Genomic DNA, 14,825 nt, shown 5'->3' with positions numbered 1-14,825 from the left:
AGGGTAAGGGGCCGGACCGCCGGGCGCCTGCGGTGCGGCCCGCTCAGACCGCCATCGGCTTCGCGTGCGCCGGGCGCGGCAGGCGGGCGCGACGCAAGTCGAGCCCCTCGCCCGCGTGCAGCTCGGTCCACGACCACGCGTCGGGCGCGGCGAAGAGCGCGTGCAGCAGCAGGTTCGTCATCTCGTGCCCGGCGCGTTCGCCCTCGTAGCAGCCGACGATCGGCGAGCCCGCGAGTGCCAGATCGCCGACGGCATCAAGCATCTTGTGGCGCACGAACTCGTCCGGGCGGCGAAGCCCCTCGGGGTTCAGGACCCGGCCCTGGTCGATCACGATCGCATTCTTGAGGCTGCCGCCGCGGGTGAGCCCGGCGCGGCGCAGCCCCTCGACCTCGGCCAGCATGCCGAAGGTCCGGCAGTCGGCCAGCTCCTCGACCACGGCGCCGCCGCTCAGCGGCAGCACAGCCGATTGCCGGCCGATCGCGGGGTCGGCGAAATCGATCTCGAAGCTCATCGAGAAGGTGTCGGCAGGAACCAGCGCCGCGCGCTTTGCGCCCTGCACGACCTCGACCGGCCGGTCGATGCGGATTGCCGGCCGGCACCCGCCCAGATCCACGAGCCCGGCCTCGCCCAGTCCGCGCACGAACTCGCGCGCGCTGCCGTCCATGATCGGAACCTCGGGGCCATCGATCTCGACCAGAGCATCCGAGATCCCGGCGCCCGCAAGCGCGGCCATCAGGTGCTCGACGGTGCCCACCGAGGCGCCGTGGAGATTCGTGAGGCGGGTGCAGAGCCGGGTGTCGCCGACCGCGTCGTGGCGCGCGGGGATCAGCCCCGCCTCGCCGCCGATGTCGGTGCGCAGGAAGGCGACGCCATGGCCGCGCGGCGCTGCGCGCACCGTCATGCGCACCTTCTGGCCGCCATGCAGCCCGACGCCCTCGAAGCGCACGGGGTGTCTGACCGTGAGGTTCATGCTCGGGTCCCTTCGCGCCGGCGGCGGCGCCGAATGCGCGCATGCCGCCACGTTTTCTCTTTTTCAGATAAGCTGCTACGGCCGATTGTGCACTGCACTCAAGTCAATCTTTGTGTCTCTTTGCAACACCTTGCGGGCTGCCTTCGCGAGCGGGTCGCCAAGCCCTCGCCCCGCAAAGAAAAAGCCGCCTCACGGGCGAGGCGGCTTCAGGTCGCGGAGCGTCCCGGCCCCCGTCAGTTCGCCTGACGGCGGAGAAAGGCCGGGATGTCGCCGTCGTCGTCGTCAAGATCATGGCGCTGATGCGCGCCGGCAGACCGGTCGGGAGCGGGATCGGCATGCGCGCCGCCCGAGACGCGGTTGATCAGGCTGCTGATCGCGAACAGCCCGCCCGAGCGCTGCGGAGCGGGCCGCGCCGGGGCCTGCGCCGCCTGCGCGGGCTGGGTCGGCGCCTGCGCGGATGCCTGCGGCGTGCTGCCGGCTGCAACGCGCGGCTCCTCGCGGCGCGACGCGGTGAGCGGGTCGGCGCGGAACAGCGGACGGCCCGTGGGCGCGGGTTCCGCGGCTGCCGCCGGCGCAGGTTCGGGCTGCGCCGCGCTCGGCCGGTCGAGCGAGCGGTCGTCGAGATCGAACAGGCCCGGCACATCGTCGGCGAGCTCGACGCGCCCGTTGCCCTGTTCGGCCCGGGCCGCGGCGGCGCGGCGGCGGACTTCCTCGGCGCGGGCGCGGATGTCGTCGGGCGAGGGCGCGGTCATCGCCGCCGCCTCATAGGGCCGAGGGCTCGGTGCGGCAAACCCGCGGGCTGCGGGGGCCGCGCGCTCGGGCGCGGCCTCGGCCGGCGCGTCGGCCTCGTCCTCGGCAGGCGCGTCGGAAGTCTCGGGGCGGCGCGTGTCCGTCGCGGGAATGGCCGAAGCGCGGGGCGCCGCCGGAGCGTCGGCCCGGCCGCGGCCGGCGCGGATCGCCGCGAGCGTCGCGGGGTCGGTCACGGCGGGCCGCCGGCGGGCGGGCGCGTCGATCGGCGCACGCTCGACCGCCTCGGCGTCGATGCCGGTGGCGACCACGCTCACGCGCATCTTGCCTTCCATCTCGGGGTCGATGGCCGAGCCGAACTTGATCAGCGCGTTCGGGTCCACCTCCTCCTTGATGCGGTTCGCCGCCTCGTCCATCTCGAACAGCGTGAGGTCATAGCCGCCGGTGATGTTGATCAGCACGCCCTTGGCGCCCTTGAGGCTGACCTCGTCCAGCAGCGGGTTGGCGATCGCCTTCTCGGCGGCGTCGGTCGCGCGGGTCTCGCCGCTCGCCTCGCCGGTGCCCATCATCGCCTTGCCCATCTCCTCCATCACCGAGCGCACGTCGGCGAAGTCGAGGTTGATCATGCCGGGCCGGACCATCAGGTCGGTCACGCCCTGCACGCCCTGATAGAGCACGTCGTCGGCCATCTGGAAGGCCTCGACGAAGGTCGTGCGCTCGGACGCCACTTGGAAGAGGTTCTGGTTCGGGATCACGATCAGCGTGTCGACATGGGCCTGCATCGCCTCGACGCCCGCCTCGGCGATCAGCATGCGGCGCGCGCCCTCGAAGGCGAAGGGCTTGGTCACCACGCCCACGGTCAGGATGCCCATCTCGCGCGCGATGCGGGCGACGACGGGCGCGGCGCCCGTGCCGGTGCCCCCTCCCATGCCGCCGGTGATGAAGCACATGTGGCAGCCGTCGAGGTGGTTCGCGATCTCCTCGATCGACTCCTCGGCCGCCGACATGCCGACATCGGGCTTCGAGCCCGCGCCGAGGCCGCGCGTGACGCCGCCGCCAAGCTGGATCTTGCGCGGCGCCCGCGAATGGCTCAGCGCCTGCGCGTCGGTGTTCGCCGCGATGAACTCGACCCCCTCGAGCTTCTTCTCGATCATGTTGTTGATCGCGTTGCCGCCCGCACCGCCCACGCCGAACACGGCAATGCGCGCACGAAGGTCATACTCGTCCGGCGTCCTGAGATTAAGGACCATGCTCTCTGCCTCGTTCTGTGGTGGACGGCTCATCTTGTGCGAGCTCGTCCGTTTCTTGCCTGATATTGTTGACAGACTAACCGAATCCGGCCCCCGCGTCACGCGGGAATTCACCAGCTCTGGCGGAACCAGCGCACGATCTCGACGGCCCTGCCGCGCGCCGACCAGGGGCGCGGCGCCTCGAAGTCCCACAGCTCGTCATGCGGCTTCAGCGCATAGATCGCGAGCCCCACGGCGGCCGAGCTGTCGGGTCCCGAAAGCGACTGCGGCAGTCCCGCGATCCTCAGCGGCCGCCCGATCCGCGGCCGACGCCCCAGGATGCGGGTGGCCATCTCGTCGACGCCGGGGAGCTGACTCGCCGCGCCCGTGAGCACGTAGGACGAACCCGGCATGGCATCGACGCCAATATCGGTGAGGCGTGCGCGCAGGATCCGGAACGTCTCCTCGACCCGCGGGCGGATCACGCCGATCAGCATGCCGCGGCTGATCTGGCGCCGCTCGGGCGCCTCCTCCTCGCCGATGCGGGGCGCGTCGATCAGGTCGCGCTCGTCGGCGCCGGTCGGGATCACGCCACCATAGAGCGTCTTGATCCGCTCGGCGGTAGACTGGCGCATCATCAGGCCCGAGGCGATGTCGGCGGTGATGTGGTCGCCGCCGAAGCGGATCTGGTCGACGCAGATCAGGTGGTCGCGCAGGAACACCGCTGACGATGTCGAGCCGCCCCCCATGTCGATGCAGACCGCGCCCGTGCGCTGCTCGTCCTCGACCAGAGCCGACAGGCTGGCGGCATAGGCGCTGTTGACGACGCCCGCGAGGTCGAGGTCGCAGCGCCGCACGCATTCCATCAGGTTCGCGAGCGGACGGGCCGCCACCGTCATCACATGCAGCGCGATCGACAGCCGGTGGCCCGTCATGCCGCGCGGATCGGTGATGCCCGACTGGCTGTCCAGCGTGATCTCGACCGGCTGGGCGTGCAGGATCTGGCGGCCCTCGCCCACCGGCGGCTCGGGCGCGTCGGCCAGCGCCGCCGAGATGTCGCGCTCGCTCACCTGCCCGGTCTCGGTCTCGGTCTCGCCCACGGTCGAGAAGCTCTGGGGCCGGCCGCCCGAGAAGCTCACGATCACCTGGTCGACCCGCTCGACGCGCGGCGCCGCCATCTTCTCGGCGGTCAGCAGCGCGAGGCGGATGGCGCGCGCGGCCTCGTCCATGTCGACGATCTCGCCGCGCTTGACGCCGCGCGACTGCACGGTGCGCGCGCCCACCACCTCGATCGCCCCGAACAGCGAGGTGCCGAGCTGGTCGGTCCCCCGCGCCTCGGCCAGCCGCGCCGGGTCGAGCCTGAGCACGAGGCAGGTGATCTTGGACGAGCCGATGTCGATGACGCCGATGCGGCCGCGCCGGATCGCGGTCTGGAGACGCGAACGCATGGCGCGGAACATCTCGGTCTGGGCGAAGTTCATGTGTCCTTCCCGCCTTCCGCAGCAACAACCTGACGCAACCGATAGGCCTCGACCCCGCGGGGCGTGAGGCGAAGGGTCGGGCGCTCGGGCACCCGCATGTCGATGACCGCGAGGTCGCGGTCGAGCAGTTCCTCGCCGTAGTGCAGCGCCATGACGCGCGCCAGCGCCCGCCCCGGCGCCTCGGCCGGCAGCATGATCACGCGATCGCCCTCGAGCACGATGTCCCAGCGCCGGTCGCCGACGCGGACGAAGGCGCGTATGCGCTGCACGAGGTCGGGCGCGCCGTCCATGAGCGATAGAACGTCATGAACGGCGCGCTCTCCACCCTCGCCAAGGATCAGGGGAAGCTGCGGATAGAGGGCACGCTGACCGACCGCGCCGATGCGAACGCCCTCGGCGTCGATCAGCGTGAGCGCCCCGGTGGCGTCGCGATGCAGCGCCACCGCCTCGCGCGCGTCGATGCCCACGCGCAGGATGCCCTGCGGATCGAGGAGGACCGAGGCCGCGCGGACGGCGTCGAGCGCCTCGATCCGGGCACGGATCCGGCCGACATCGACCGCGAGCGACGACACGCCCTCGCCCAGCCCGATCGCGGCATGGACCCGCGCGCGCAGCGCCTCGGAGCCGCCCGAAATCTCGATGCCCTTGAGAGCGAACTCCGGGCGCGCGACCACGCGCTCCCAGGCGGCAGACAGCCGCGCCTCGGCCAGCCGGCGCAGGTCGTCGTCGGACACCACGCGCCAGCCGACCAGCCCGACCAGCGCCATCGGCAGATAGACGCCGACGAAGCCGCGGACCGAGGGCTTCGCCCAGATGCGGTGAAGCCGATAGGCGAGCCGCGAGGGGCCGGGCCCCGTGCGCGGCGGCGCGGCGGGCGCCGCGCCGGCGGCGCGTTCGGCCTCGTCCCTCACCGCCCGCATGATACGTCCCTCACCAGCCAGGCGCAGAGGTCCTCGAACGGGATGCCGCAATGCGCCGCCTGCTCGGGCGCGAGCGAGGTCGGCGTCATGCCCGGCTGGGTGTTGGTCTCGAGCAGCACCAGCCCCGCGAGCCCGCGCGCCTCGTCCCAGCGGAAATCGGTGCGGCTGAGCCCCCGGCAGCCCAGCGCGTGGTGGGCGGTGACGGCATGCGCGAGGCAGGCCGCCTCGATCTCGGCGGGGATCTCGGCGGGGATCACGTGGCGCGAGCCCCCGGGGGCGTATTTCGCGTGATAGTCGTACCAGCCCGCCGTGACGATGTCGGTCACCGCCAGTGCCCGGTCGCCCATCACCGCAACCGTGAGCTCGCGGCCCGGCACGAATCGCTCGACCAGCATCACCGGTGGCGCGCCGGGTTCCAGCCGCGCGGGGCCGTTCGCGCTCTCGCGCACGATGTAGACGCCGACCGACGAGCCCTCGTTGTAGGGCTTCACGACATAGGGCGGGGACATCGGGTGGCCCGCCTCGATCTCCTCGCGCGGCACCAGCCGCCCCTCGGCCACGGGCAGGCCATGCGCGGCATAGACGGCCTTGGTGCGCTCCTTGTCCATCGCCAGCGCCGAGGCCAGCACGCCGGAATGGGTGTAGGGGATCTGCATCCATTCGAGGATGCCCTGCACGCAACCATCCTCGCCCCAGCGGCCATGCAGCGCGTTGAAGACGACATCCGGGCGGCGCGCGGCGAGCACGTTCGCGAGGTCGCGCCCCGCGTCGATCTCGTCCACCTGGTAACCCGCACGCCGCAACGCCGCCGCACATTCCCGGCCCGACACGAGAGACACCTCGCGCTCGGCCGACAAGCCGCCCTTCAGCACTGCGATGCGGGGACATTCGCTGCCCGACATACCCGCCCGCCTGTATCCTGCCGCGGCCGGGCCTCTGATCGAGCCCGTGTCCGCCCGCCGCCTGTTCGCGACCGTTCTGTTATGGGGCGAGTCTAACCCCGACGCGCCGGATTTCCCAGACCAAATCGTGGCCCGACGTCGCTTTCACGCGCGCCCTCACCTCCTCGCCCAGTTCCTCGAGGTCGGCCGCGGTCGCCTCGCCCGCGTTGATCAGGAAATTCGGGTGCTTCTCGGACATCTGGGCGCCGCCGCGGCGCATCCCGCGGCATCCCGCCTCGTCGATCAGCTTCCAGGCCTTGAGCTCGTGCGTGTCGTCGGCGGCCCCGGTCGAGGAAAACCCCGCCGGGTTGCGGAAGGTCGACCCGCAGGAGCGCTGGTCGACCGGCTGGGTGGCGGCCCGACGCGCGAGGTAGTCCTCCATCAGCGCCTCGGACGCCTCGCGTCCCCCCGGCGTGCCGCGCAGCACGGCCCACAGGATCACGTGGTCGTCCGGCACGGCGGAGCGGCGATAGCCGAAGCCGAGCGCCGCGGCCCCCGCGCGGTATTCGCGTCCATGGCGGTCGAGGATCGCCACCTCCTCGACCACGTCGGCCATGTAACGCCCATAGCATCCCGCGTTCATCTTGACTGCCCCGCCGATGGCGCCGGGGATCGTGCGCAGGAACTCGAGCCCCGCGATGCCGGCTTGCGCCGCCGCGATCGCCACCCGGCTGTCGGGCGCCGCGGCGCCCGCGCGCAGGCGCGCGCCGTCGAGAACCTCGATCCCGGCGAAGTCCGCGCCCAGCCGGATCGCCACCCCCGGCAGCCCGCCGTCGCGGATGATGAGGTTCGAGCAGAGCCCCAGCGGCATCAGGGCCACGTCGGCAGGCAGGCCTCGCAGGAAATCGGCCAGGTCATCCGCATCGGCGGGCTGGAAGAAGACCTCGGCCGGCCCGCCCACGCGCAGCCACGAGAGCGGCGCGAGCGGGCGCATCGGCGTGAGCCGCCCGCGCACCGGCGGAAGCCGCGCGAGAAGTCGCTCGCCGTCGAGCGGCCGCGCCATTCCTGCCTCACCATCCATCGTCACGTCGCCACTCCCCATGCCAGCGCCAACGCCGAGAGGACCGCCCCCGCCATCGGCACCCATCCGGGCGCGGCGAACGCGCCCTCGGGCACCGGCCCGCGGCGCCTCAGCGCCACCAGCGCGAGGTTGATGGCAAGGAACACGGCCAGCAGCAAGAGTGCGCTGGTCTCGGCCAGCGCCACGAGCGGCGCGCTCAGGGCAAGCCCGATGGTCGCCGCCGTCGCCACCGCCGTGCCCAGCACCGGCGTGCCAAGGCGCGGATGCGCGTGGTGGAAGCAGCCGAAGCCCGGCACGAAACGGCCCAGCCCATAGAGCACCCGCGCCGACATCACGATCTGCGCGAGGACCCCGTTCAGCGCCGCCGCCACCGCGATCAGCGCAAGGAACGCCGCCCCCTGCCCGGTCGCGCGCTCGAACACCATGACCAGCGGCTGGCCGCTCGCAGCGAGTTCGGCCACCGGCACCGCCCGCACCGCCGCCCACGAAACGAGCGCATAGAGGAGCGTCGTGACCGCCAGCGCCGCGAGGATCGCGCGCGGCATGGTCCGCGTGGGGTCGCGTGTCTCCTCGACCATGTTCACCATGTCCTCGAAGCCGAGGAAGGCGAAGAAGGCGAGGATGCCCGCCGCCACGATCCCCGCCGGCGCGAAGGCCGACGCTTCGGCTGTCTGCGCCACGGCGGGGGCGACGAAGCCCGCCGCCGCGACGATCAGGAGCCCCGCGATCTCGGTCAGCGTGAGGGCCGCGGCCAGCATCAGCGACTCGAGCACGCCCGCCATGGCGGCGAGCCCCAACGCCACGCCGATCGCCACGATCAGCGCCGCCTCGCCCAGCGGCAGGATCGCGCGCAGATAGCCGACGCCCCCCTGCAGCACCACGGCGGCCGACACCACGCCGACCACCTCGAGCGCGAGGCCCACCACCGCCGCCGCCCAGACCCGGCCCGTCGCCGTGCGGATATAGGCGGCCTCGCCCGCCGCCTCGGGGATCCGGCCCGAGAGTTCCGCATAGCTCAGCGCCGTGGGCAGCGCGATCAGGGCTGCCATCAGGAACGAGACGGGCGCCCAGACCCCGGCTTCGGCCGCCACGGCACCGACGAGGACATAGATCCCCGCCCCCACCATGACGCCGACGCCGTAGAGCGTGACCAGCGAGACACCGAGGCGGCGCTTCAGTCCCGACGCGGGTGCTGCCATCCCCGCGCGATCAGCCGCGCGCCGCCAGCTCGCCCGGCAGCGCGTTCGCCCAGGCCGAGATCGTGCCGGCGCCGAGGCAGACCACCAGATCGCCCGGCTTCGCATGGGCCGCAACGAAATCGGCCAGCCCCTGGGGCGCCTTGATCGCGTGGGCCGAGCGGTGGCCATGCGCGCGCAGCCCACCTACCAGCGCGTCGCGACTGATGCCCTCGATCGCCGCCTCGCCCGCGGCATAGACATCGGTGATCGCAACAACGTCGGCGTCGTTGAAGCAGGCGCAGAATTCCTCGAACAGATCGTGCAGCCGCGAGTAGCGGTGCGGTTGGTGGATCGCGATCACCCGGCCCCCGGTCGCACGCCGCGCGGCGCGCAGCACGGCCGCGATCTCGACCGGGTGATGGCCGTAGTCGTCGATCACGGGGATGCCCTGCCATTCGCCCACGCGGGTGAAGCGGCGCTTGACGCCCGAGAAGGCGGCAAAGCCCTTGGCGACCGCTTCCATCGGGATCTTCAACTCGCGCGCCACGCCCACGGCTGCCAGCGCGTTCAGGACGTTGTGCTCGCCCGGCATCGGCAGGGTCAGGCCGTCGTGCCGTTCCTCGCCCTCGGCCGTGCGGATCACCACGTCGAAGCGCATCCGGCCCGCGTCATGCTCGATGTTCTCGGCGCGGATGTCGGCCTGGCGCGAGGTGCCGTAGGTCACCACGCGGCGATCGGTGACGCGGCCGATCAGGCTCTGCACCTCCGGGTGGTCGATGCAGGCGACCAGGAGGCCGTAGAAGGGGATGTTCGACACGAAGGCGTCGAAGCCGTCGCGCAGCGCCTCGACCGAGCCGTAATGGTCCATGTGCTCGGGGTCGATGTTGGTCACCACCGCGATGGTGGCGGGCAGCTTGACGAAGGTGCCGTCGGATTCGTCGGCCTCGACCACCATCCAGCGCCCCTCGCCCGGCCGGGCATTCGAGCCATAGGCCTGGATGATGCCGCCATTGATGACTGTGGGATCGAGCCCGCCGGCATCGAGCAGCGCCGCGACCAGCGAGGTTGTCGTCGTCTTGCCGTGCGTGCCCGCGACCGCGACGTTCCACTTGAGCCGCATGAGTTCCGCCAGCATCTCGGCGCGGCGCACCACCGGAAGGGCGCGGGCGCGGGCGGCGTCGAGTTCCGGGTTCCCGGACTTCACCGCCGACGAGATCACCACAACACGTGCATCGCCCAGGTTCTCGGCCGCGTGACCGACATGGACGCGCGCGCCAAGGCCCGCCAGCCGCTCGGTGATCGGGCTGCCGCGCTGGTCCGAGCCCTGCACGTCGTAGCCGAGGTTCAGCATCACCTCGGCGATGCCCGACATGCCGATGCCGCCGATTCCGATGAAGTGGATCGGCCCGATGTCGAGGGGGAGGGCGGTCGGCGGATTCACGGGCGGCACTCCTGCTGGGGGATGTGCGCGGACCTATCAGCCTGCCGCGCGGTTGCCAAGGGCAGCGACGATGCCCGCGAGCCGGCTCGCCGCGTCGGGCCGGCCCAGCGCCCGGCTCGCCACCGCCATCCGCGCCGCGGCGACCGGATCGGTCAGGAGCGCCGCGAGGGGCTGCGCGAGAATCTCGGGGGTCAGCCCCGCCTCGGGGATCACCAGCGCGCCCCCGGCCTCGGCGAGCGCCGCGGCGTTCGCGCTCTGGTGGTCATCGGTCGCGTGCGGATAGGGCACCAGGATCGCCGGGCGCCCGATCGCCGTGAGTTCCGCGATGGTCGAGGCCCCGGCGCGGGCTACCACCAGATGCGCCCCGGCGATCCGCGCGGGCATATCGGCGAAGAAGGGGGCAAGCTCGGCCTCGACCCCTGCCTCGGTGCAGGCGCGGGCGACCGCCGCCTCCTCGCCCGGACGCACCTGCTGCGTGAGGCGGATGCGCGCCCGCAGCCCGGCCGGCAGGTGCCCGAGCGCCGCCGGGACCAGCCGCGCGAAGACCGAGGCCCCCTGGCTGCCGCCGAACACCAGCAGCCGCGCCTCGCCCTCGCCCGGCGGGATGAAGTCGGCGGCCGCGCGCGCGGCCGCCTCGGCACGCACCGGGTTGCCCACATGCTCGAGCCGCGCGCCCTCGGGCGCGTTCACCACCGGCCATGTGCCACAGCAGACCCGGTCGACCCTCCGCGCGAACAGCCGGTTGACCCGGCCGAGCACGCCGTTCTGTTCGTGGATCAGCCGCGGCAGGCCCATGAGCCACGCCGCCGTCAGCGCCGGCAGCGAGGGGTAGCCGCCGAAGCCCGCCACCACGTCCGGGCGCTCGGCACGGAACTGCCCGAGCGCGCGCAGGATGCCGCGCAGGATCACCACGGGCGCGGCCAGGCGCGCCGCGATGCCGCCCTGCCCGATGGTGGCCGAGGGCAGCTCGGTGCGCTCGACGGCCGCGGGGAAGCCGCCGGCATAGCGCAGCCCGCGCGCGTCTGTGGCGAGGCGCACCCGCCATCCACGTGCCAGCATCGCCTCGGCCAGCGCCTGCGCCGGGAACATGTGCCCGCCGGTGCCTCCGGCCGCGATAACCAGCAGTGGTGCGCTCACAGCGCGTCCCTCAGCGTCGCGCCGGGGTCCTGCGGCCGCGCGCGGGTGAGCGCAAGCAGCGCGCCGATGCCAAGCGCCGCCGCAACCATCGACGAGCCGCCATACGAGATGAACGGCAGCGTCATGCCCTTGGCGGGCAGAAGCCGGATCGCCACCGACATGTTGATGAAGGCCTGCAGCGCGAAGGCCGCCGCGAGCCCCGTGCCGGCAAGCCGGATGAACATGTCGCGCTCCTCGAGCAGCCTGAGCAACGCGCGCAGCACGATGAAGAGATAGATCCCGATGATCAGGAGCGTCAGCAGAAGCCCGAATTCCTCGGCCGCGACCGCGATGATGAAGTCGGTATGCGCGTCCGGCAGCGTCCACTTGACCGAGCCCTGCGCCGCGCCGACGCCGAACAGCCCGCCCTCGCGGATCGCGCTCTGCGCATAGGCAAGCTGGGTGTTGGGATCGACCTCCTCGGCGAGATAGCCGTTGATGCGGCCCGCGAAATGCGACGAGTTGAGATAGGCGGCCGCGCCCGCGGCGCCCACCGCCCCCGCGAGCCCGATCAGGAGCGCAAGCGGCGCGCCCGAGACGAACAGCATCACCGCCCAGACGGCGAGCACCAGCATCGCCTGCCCGAAATCCGGCTGCAGCGCCAGCATCACCGCGATCGACGCCGCGGCGAAGCCCGAGATCAGCCGACCCGGCGGCCCGCCCCGCTCGGCCGCGCCCGACATCAGCCAGGCGGCGAGCACGACGAAGGCGGGCTTGAGGAACTCGGAGGGCTGCAGGCTGACGACGCCCAGCGAATACCAGCGCACCGCCCCCTTGCCGAAATCCGTGCCGAGCACCGGCAGGAGCGCAGTCGCCGACACGAAGGCGACGAACAGCAGGATCCCCGCGCGCCGCAGCAGGTGCAGCGGCAGCGCCGAGACCCCGATGACGGTTGCCAGCGCGACCGCCCCGAAGAGCACGTGGCGCACGACGTAGTGATAGGTCCAGAGGCCGTTCTTCTCGGCCAGCGGGGGCGAGGCAGCGAGGCCGAGGACAAGGCCGAGCACGAACAGGAGCCCCACGGCCCCCAGTGTCCAGCGATCGACCGTGTGCCACCAGTCGGCGAGCCAGGCGCCGTCGGCGCGCAGCCCCGAGGCGGGACGGAAGGTGAGTTCGGTCATGGGCCTCCCTCGCGGTCGAGATGGTGGGCGACAAGCGCGCGGAACGCGTCGCCGCGGTGCTCGAAGCTCGTGAACTGGTCCCAACTTGCGCAGGCGGGGCTGAGCAGCACCGCCTCGCCCGGTTGCGCCTCGGCAAGCGCGGCCTTGGTCGCGCGCTCGAGCGTACGGCAGGCCTCGTGCGGCACCGCGTCGCCCAGCGTGACCGCGAAGGCGTCGGCCGCCTCGCCGATCAGGTAGCACTTGGCGATGCGGTCGAACAGCGGGCGCAGGGGCTCGATGCCCCCGGCCTTGGGCTGGCCGCCGGCGATCAGGCGCACGCGCTCGAAGGCCATCAGCGCCTTCTCGGTCGCGTCGGCGTTGGTCGCCTTCGAGTCGTTGATCACCGGGATGCCGCGCACCGTGCCCAGACGCTCCATGCGGTGAGCGAGGCCGGGGAACGAGGCTATCCCAGCCTCGATCTGGCGCGGCCCCAGCCCCAGCGCGCGGCACGCGGCCCAGGCGGCGCAGGCGTTCTGGTGGTTGTGGGCGCCCATCAGCGCGGGAGCGCCCCCCATGTCGAAGGCCGCGACCTGCCGGCCGTTGCGCCATTCGCTGAGGAAGCGGCGGTTCATGAAGACGGACCAGCCCTCGGCCCTGAGCTTGCGCGCGGCCGAGATCTCGATCACGCGGGCGCCCTCGTCCTCGTCCTCGCCCGCTTCGGAATTGGCGAGGAAGCGGCCATAGTCGTCGTCCACCCCGATCACCATGCGTCGCGGCGCGCCCATCTCGAACAGCCGCCGCTTGGCGGCAAAATAGCCGCCCATGCCGCCATGCCGGTCGAGATGGTCGGGCGAGAGGTTGAGGAAGACCGCGACTTCGGGCGCCAGCACGCGCGCCAGTTCGATCTGGTAGGAGGACAGCTCCAGCACCACCGCCTCGCCGTCCGCCGGCGGGTCGAGATCGAGCACGCCGCGCCCGATATTGCCACCCATCTGAACGGGGCGCCCGGCCGCGCGCAGGATGTGGTGGATCAGCGCCGTGGTCGTCGACTTGCCGTTCGAGCCGGTGACCGCCACCACCTTCGCGTCGGCGCCGACCACCGCCAGCGCCTGGAAGAACAGGCCCACATCGTTGTCCACCGGCACGCCGGCGATCCACGCTGCGGTCACCGCCGGGTGGGGCGCCGGGTGCAGATGCGGGATGCCGGGCGAAACGATCAGCGCCGCCAACTCCGCCGCCTCGCGCGGGCGGGTCAGGTCGGCCACCGCGAAGCCCTCGGCCTCGGCGGCCGTGCGCGCGGCCTCGCTGTCGTCCCATCCCACGGGCACCGCGCCCCCGGCGGCCAGCGCGCGCATGGTCGGCATCCCGGACCGGCCAAGGCCCAGCACGCCGACGCGGCGGTTCTCGAAGACGCGGACGGGGATCATCGCGCCGTCCCCGCGTCCCACCTGGAGCCGGGGCGGCCGCAGCCACCCCCAACCGCCAGGGACGACGGCAGGCCCGCTTCGCGTGTGGCGCGCACTCCGCTCATGCTACCTCAGCTTCAGCGTGGAAAGGCCGATCAGTCCGAGGATCACCGCGATGATCCAGAAGCGGATCACGATGGTCGGCTCGGCCCAGCCCTTCTGCTCGAAATGGTGGTGGATCGGCGCCATGCGGAAGACGCGCTTGCCCGTCAGCTTGAAGCTTGCGACCTGCACGATGACGCTCAGCGCCTCGACCACGAACAGCCCGCCGATGATCGCCAGCACGATCTCGTGCTTGGTCGAGACGGCGATGGCCCCGAGCCCGCCACCCAGCGCCAGCGAGCCGGTGTCGCCCATGAACACCATCGCGGGCGGCGCGTTGTACCAAAGGAACCCCAGCCCCGCGCCAATCAGCGCCGCGCAGAAAACGAAGGTCTCGCCCGTGCCCGGCACGTAGTGCAGCTGCAGGTAGGTCGTGAAGTCGGCCCGCCCCACGACATAGGCGATGATCCCCAGCGCCCCCGCCGCGATCATCGCCGGCATGATGGCAAGTCCGTCCAGCCCGTCGGTCAGGTTCACCGCGTTCGCGGCGCCCGAGATCACCAGCACCGCGAAGGGCAGGTAGAACAGCCCCGCGTGGATCAGCACGTCCTTGAGGAACGGCACCGCGACGGCGTTCTGCAACTCGGCCGGCTGCAGCGCGGTCGCCCAGTAGGCGGCGATGCCCGCGATGGCGAAGCCCGCCGCCAGCCGCGCCTTGCCCGACACGCCCTTGACCGAGAACTTCTTGACCTTCGAGAAGTCGTCCACGAAGCCGATGGCGCCGAAACCCAGCGTCACCATCAGCACGATCCAGACGAAGCCGTTGTCGAGCCGCGCCCACAAAAGCGTCGAGACCACCAGCGCGCCCAGGATCATCACGCCGCCCATGGTCGGCGTGCCCGCCTTCTCGACGATGTGGCGCTGGGGCCCGTCGTCGCGGATCGGCTGGCCCTTCTTCTGCATCCGCCTCAGCCAGTTGATGATGGGCCGGCCGAACAGGAAGGCGAAGATGAGCGAGGTGAGGAACGCGCCGCCCGCGCGAAAGCTGATGTAGCGAAAGAGGTTGAAGACATCGCCTCCCTCGCTCAGCGGTGTCAGCAGGTGGTAGAGCAT

At 72.1% G+C, this 14,825-nt stretch carries 12 protein-coding genes; all 12 read right to left on the bottom strand.

The annotated features are described in order from the left end of the window. Window positions 1-43 precede the first annotated feature (43 nt). Window positions 44-970, bottom strand: coding sequence for a UDP-3-O-acyl-N-acetylglucosamine deacetylase (lpxC, locus tag M1105_RS12765; RefSeq protein ID WP_249580751.1), 927 nt, complete (start codon window positions 968-970; stop codon window positions 44-46). 233 nt (window positions 971-1,203) lie between these two features. Beyond that, complete coding sequence (gene ftsZ / locus M1105_RS12760) at window positions 1,204-2,967, bottom strand: cell division protein FtsZ (protein WP_406600622.1); 1,764 nt, start codon at window positions 2,965-2,967, stop codon at window positions 1,204-1,206. A 110-nt stretch (window positions 2,968-3,077) separates the two neighbouring features. Next, complete coding sequence (gene ftsA / locus M1105_RS12755) at window positions 3,078-4,427, bottom strand: cell division protein FtsA (protein WP_249580749.1); 1,350 nt, start codon at window positions 4,425-4,427, stop codon at window positions 3,078-3,080. Beyond that, window positions 4,424-5,347, bottom strand: a complete 924-nt coding sequence (locus M1105_RS12750) for a cell division protein FtsQ/DivIB (RefSeq protein WP_249580748.1) — start codon at window positions 5,345-5,347, stop codon at window positions 4,424-4,426. The genes ftsA and M1105_RS12750 overlap by 4 nt, the downstream gene beginning before the upstream one ends. Next, window positions 5,335-6,249, bottom strand: a complete 915-nt coding sequence (locus M1105_RS12745; protein ID WP_249580747.1) for a D-alanine--D-alanine ligase — start codon at window positions 6,247-6,249, stop codon at window positions 5,335-5,337. The genes M1105_RS12750 and M1105_RS12745 overlap by 13 nt, the downstream gene beginning before the upstream one ends. A 79-nt stretch (window positions 6,250-6,328) precedes the next feature. After that, window positions 6,329-7,291: a UDP-N-acetylmuramate dehydrogenase gene (gene murB / locus M1105_RS12740; RefSeq protein ID WP_249580746.1), complete on the bottom strand. Its 963-nt coding sequence runs from the start codon at window positions 7,289-7,291 to the stop codon at window positions 6,329-6,331. Between the two features lie 20 nt (window positions 7,292-7,311). Continuing rightward, window positions 7,312-8,508: an APC family permease gene (locus M1105_RS12735; protein WP_249580745.1), complete on the bottom strand. Its 1,197-nt coding sequence runs from the start codon at window positions 8,506-8,508 to the stop codon at window positions 7,312-7,314. 10 nt (window positions 8,509-8,518) lie between these two features. Next, complete coding sequence (murC, locus tag M1105_RS12730) at window positions 8,519-9,928, bottom strand: UDP-N-acetylmuramate--L-alanine ligase (RefSeq protein ID WP_249580744.1); 1,410 nt, start codon at window positions 9,926-9,928, stop codon at window positions 8,519-8,521. A gap of 36 nt (window positions 9,929-9,964) precedes the next feature. After that, on the bottom strand, window positions 9,965-11,065 hold the full coding sequence (murG, locus tag M1105_RS12725) for an undecaprenyldiphospho-muramoylpentapeptide beta-N-acetylglucosaminyltransferase (RefSeq protein ID WP_249580743.1): 1,101 nt from the start codon (window positions 11,063-11,065) through the stop codon (window positions 9,965-9,967). Continuing rightward, complete coding sequence (locus tag M1105_RS12720; protein ID WP_249580742.1) at window positions 11,062-12,225, bottom strand: FtsW/RodA/SpoVE family cell cycle protein; 1,164 nt, start codon at window positions 12,223-12,225, stop codon at window positions 11,062-11,064. The genes murG and M1105_RS12720 overlap by 4 nt, the downstream gene beginning before the upstream one ends. Then, window positions 12,222-13,631: a UDP-N-acetylmuramoyl-L-alanine--D-glutamate ligase gene (gene murD, locus M1105_RS12715; protein WP_249580741.1), complete on the bottom strand. Its 1,410-nt coding sequence runs from the start codon at window positions 13,629-13,631 to the stop codon at window positions 12,222-12,224. Before murD ends, M1105_RS12720 begins: the two co-directional genes overlap by 4 nt. Before the next feature lie 105 nt (window positions 13,632-13,736). Then, window positions 13,737-14,825, bottom strand: coding sequence for a phospho-N-acetylmuramoyl-pentapeptide-transferase (mraY, locus tag M1105_RS12710; protein WP_249580740.1), 1,089 nt, complete (start codon window positions 14,823-14,825; stop codon window positions 13,737-13,739).

Source organism: Thermohalobaculum sediminis, from assembly GCF_023487995.1.
Taxonomy (GTDB): domain Bacteria; phylum Pseudomonadota; class Alphaproteobacteria; order Rhodobacterales; family Rhodobacteraceae; genus Thermohalobaculum; species Thermohalobaculum sediminis.
The sequence above is the reverse complement of the archived record's forward strand: the minus strand, read 5'-3'. Positions and strand labels throughout refer to the sequence as shown.

What these genes read in the sequence shown, in the direction of transcription:
- M1105_RS12750 (WP_249580748.1), bottom strand. Translation starts at nt 5,347, where the DNA reads ATGCGGGCGGTGAGGGACGAGGCCGAACGCGCCGCCGGCGCGGCGCCC.
- lpxC (WP_249580751.1), bottom strand. Translation starts at nt 970, where the DNA reads ATGAACCTCACGGTCAGACACCCCGTGCGCTTCGAGGGCGTCGGGCTG.
- murD (WP_249580741.1), bottom strand. Translation starts at nt 13,631, where the DNA reads ATGATCCCCGTCCGCGTCTTCGAGAACCGCCGCGTCGGCGTGCTGGGC.
- murB (WP_249580746.1), bottom strand. Translation starts at nt 7,291, where the DNA reads ATGGCGCGGCCGCTCGACGGCGAGCGACTTCTCGCGCGGCTTCCGCCG.
- M1105_RS12720 (WP_249580742.1), bottom strand. Translation starts at nt 12,225, where the DNA reads ATGACCGAACTCACCTTCCGTCCCGCCTCGGGGCTGCGCGCCGACGGC.
- M1105_RS12735 (WP_249580745.1), bottom strand. Translation starts at nt 8,508, where the DNA reads ATGGCAGCACCCGCGTCGGGACTGAAGCGCCGCCTCGGTGTCTCGCTG.
- M1105_RS12745 (WP_249580747.1), bottom strand. Translation starts at nt 6,249, where the DNA reads ATGTCGGGCAGCGAATGTCCCCGCATCGCAGTGCTGAAGGGCGGCTTG.
- ftsZ (WP_406600622.1), bottom strand. Translation starts at nt 2,967, where the DNA reads ATGGTCCTTAATCTCAGGACGCCGGACGAGTATGACCTTCGTGCGCGC.
- ftsA (WP_249580749.1), bottom strand. Translation starts at nt 4,427, where the DNA reads ATGAACTTCGCCCAGACCGAGATGTTCCGCGCCATGCGTTCGCGTCTC.
- mraY (WP_249580740.1), bottom strand. Translation starts at nt 14,825, where the DNA reads ATGCTCTACCACCTGCTGACACCGCTGAGCGAGGGAGGCGATGTCTTC.